The organism is Endozoicomonas sp. (assembly GCF_051008435.1).
Taxonomy (GTDB): Bacteria; Pseudomonadota; Gammaproteobacteria; order Pseudomonadales; family Endozoicomonadaceae; genus Endozoicomonas_A.
In genome coordinates this window covers 1-2,274 of sequence record NZ_JBPCXO010000515.1, presented here as the reverse complement: position 1 = coordinate 2,274, position 2,274 = coordinate 1, and the positions used below count along the sequence as shown (strand labels likewise).

3 protein-coding genes are annotated in these 2,274 nt (G+C 47.0%); 1 reads left to right on the top strand and 2 read right to left on the bottom strand.

Annotated elements, in window-relative coordinates:
* Positions 1-104: 104 nt before the first annotated feature.
* Positions 105-344 (top strand): hypothetical protein, encoded by a 240-nt coding sequence (locus tag ACR2PX_RS25770; RefSeq protein ID WP_434002221.1) that lies wholly within the window; start codon positions 105-107, stop codon positions 342-344.
* Between the two features lie 156 nt (positions 345-500).
* On the opposite strand, the gene ACR2PX_RS25765 is transcribed toward ACR2PX_RS25770, so the two are convergent.
* Both ACR2PX_RS25765 and ACR2PX_RS25760 read right to left on the bottom strand, forming a co-directional pair.
* The gene (locus ACR2PX_RS25765) at positions 501-1,568 is read right to left on the bottom strand and encodes an NAD-dependent epimerase/dehydratase family protein (RefSeq protein WP_434002220.1); all 1,068 of its coding nucleotides are present in this window, start codon (positions 1,566-1,568) and stop codon (positions 501-503) included.
* 110 nt (positions 1,569-1,678) lie between these two features.
* Entirely contained in the window at positions 1,679-2,176 is a 498-nt protein-coding gene (locus ACR2PX_RS25760) for a hypothetical protein (protein ID WP_434002219.1), read from the bottom strand.
* Positions 2,177-2,274 lie beyond the last annotated feature (98 nt).

Here is a 2,274-nt window from a genome sequence, read left to right as displayed (position 1 = left end):
AAAATCGAAGCCTTCAATGGTGTCATCAAGCGGATAATATACAAGGCATGTGGTTACAATGATCTTGATTATCTCTATCTAAAAATCAGGCAGGAGGCCCAAAAATGATCAGCCAACCTGTAAAAGCCCCGAAAAGTATAAATACAACACTGGTTGCAGAAGTTATGTTCGGCAATATATTTGCCAAAAGTGTAGGTGGAAAGGGCGTCTCCAGTGACTTCAATATTCAGCTCTACAGGGGTCAAAGTGAAGTTGCTCATAATCGCGCCTTTTCTTTTGCAGAGAGAGCAATTACAGCGCAGTCCTTTGTCTATTTCCGGGCTGATGAAAGGAAGGTGTCTTGAGCCGCAGTGGTAGCTGCCCTGGTATATGCGCACCGTCATTACGCCTGTAGATAACTCACAGGCAGTTCATAACGTGGGGCTCGTCTGGTTTCAAAACTTTATACCAGACGAGTTATCAGAGGATGATTTTGGTGGGTTTACATAGATTGAGAAAGGCTAACCTGTCAGTTTCTTATGCAGCTCTTTATAATAAGGCATAGCCTCTTTCATTCCCTTTGCTGTCGTATACAAAGGCACATACCCCAGGTCTGTTCTGGCCTTTTCAATACTGAAAAAGTTGTCGATACCAATTCTTTCCAGCGCCAGTGTTGTTTGGGGAGGCTCAGGAACTTTGAACCACTGATGGAGTTTCTCCCAGGTGCCAATAATAAATTTCACCAGACCATAAGGAACATGTTTCTCAGGGTAGGGGTAACCCAGCCCTTCTATAATCGGCCGGGAGAATTCCATCATGTTGGCCGGCTCGCCATCATTAATGAAATAGGCCTGACCAGGCGCTTTACCGGCTTCTTTCAACTGAGCGGCGGCCAATAGTTTGCCGTGAATCAGATTATGAACATAAGAGTTGTCCAGTCGGGACTTGCCATCACCGACAATGGCTTTCACGGTACCGGCAATCAATTCATCAATCAGTAGTTTAAAGACGGTCTGGTCTCCAGGTCCCCAGATGCCACTGGGGCGGATAGCACAGGTGAGCAGTCCTTTTTCGCCATTCGCTTTCAGAACCAGTTGTTCGGCTTTGCATTTGGTTTCGGTGTATAAATCCCTGAATTCGGTCACATAGGGCAGGGTTTCATTTCCGTTGACAATGGGTTTTCCTCCTACAACGACACTGTTTGAACTGGTGTAAATCAGTCTTTCTGTCCCTGCGTTCTGGGCGGCTTCCAGAATATTGCGAGTGCCTTCCAGATTGACGTTGTACGACAGATTTCTGACTTCGGTGGACACCACCCGGCTGGAACGAATTTCAATAATCGCGGCTGTGTGAAAGATCGTACTGATCCCTTCACAGGCTTTAGCGACAATGGCTTTATCCGCAATATTGCCCTGCAGTTTTTCCAGATTGGGGTGTTCCAGAGGGCATTCCGAAAGATCAAAAACCCGAACAGAGTAGCCTTTATTCAACAGGGTTCGAGTCAGATTCTGGCCCAGAAAGCCAGCGCCACCAGTAACCAAAACCTTACCCAGATCGGGCGATTCAGTAAGAGGAGTCTGAGAGGACATATAATTATTCTTCTAATAAGGTGCCAGTGCATGACTATAGCGAAGGCCACAGGGACTATTATCATCCAAATGGCCGATGGAAAGGGAAATCAGAAGCTTTTGTCATTCACTCAAAGAAGGCGGGTGACGCCCAGAACGGGGCCGGCACTGCCCATGACATGCTGGGCATAGATGCGCCAGCGTCCGCCATTTTTGACGCCCACCACATAGCAGTAGCTTTGATAGCGACTATGATTGTGGCCACTCTGAACCCTGCCCAGAGATCGATCGACACCGCCATCGTGGTATTTGAAACGGCCACTGCGAATGAGGGCCCGATGCATATCAACAGCACCCAGTTGTTCTGTAGGGCGGGGTTGTATGTGAGCAACGATAGGAGACGTATCTCTGCCTTTGATATAGAAGGCACAGTCACTGAGCATGCCAGTTACCATGATGTCAGCACCGTTGCCCCCAAGACTATAGCTTTCAAGCTCTTGTACCGAGAATCCTTTTTCTGTTTTGGGAATCATTCGTACGTTGTGAACCCTGACATTCATTGTCTCAGTTAATGTATAACCATTGGGATCAAAGGAAAAATACGGCCCTTTTACAGGTTGGCTGATCATTTTTGGGCCTCCTGCCTGATTTTTAGATAGAGATAATCAAGATCATTGTAACCACATGCCTTGTATATTATCCGCTTGATGACACCATTGAAGGCTTC

Bases quoted from the DNA above. Each gene is read 5' to 3' on its own strand.
- ACR2PX_RS25770 (WP_434002221.1), top strand. From the start codon at position 105: ATGATCAGCCAACCTGTAAAAGCCCCGAAAAGTATAAATACAACACTG.
- ACR2PX_RS25765 (WP_434002220.1), bottom strand. From the start codon at position 1,568: ATGTCCTCTCAGACTCCTCTTACTGAATCGCCCGATCTGGGTAAGGTT.
- ACR2PX_RS25760 (WP_434002219.1), bottom strand. From the start codon at position 2,176: ATGATCAGCCAACCTGTAAAAGGGCCGTATTTTTCCTTTGATCCCAAT.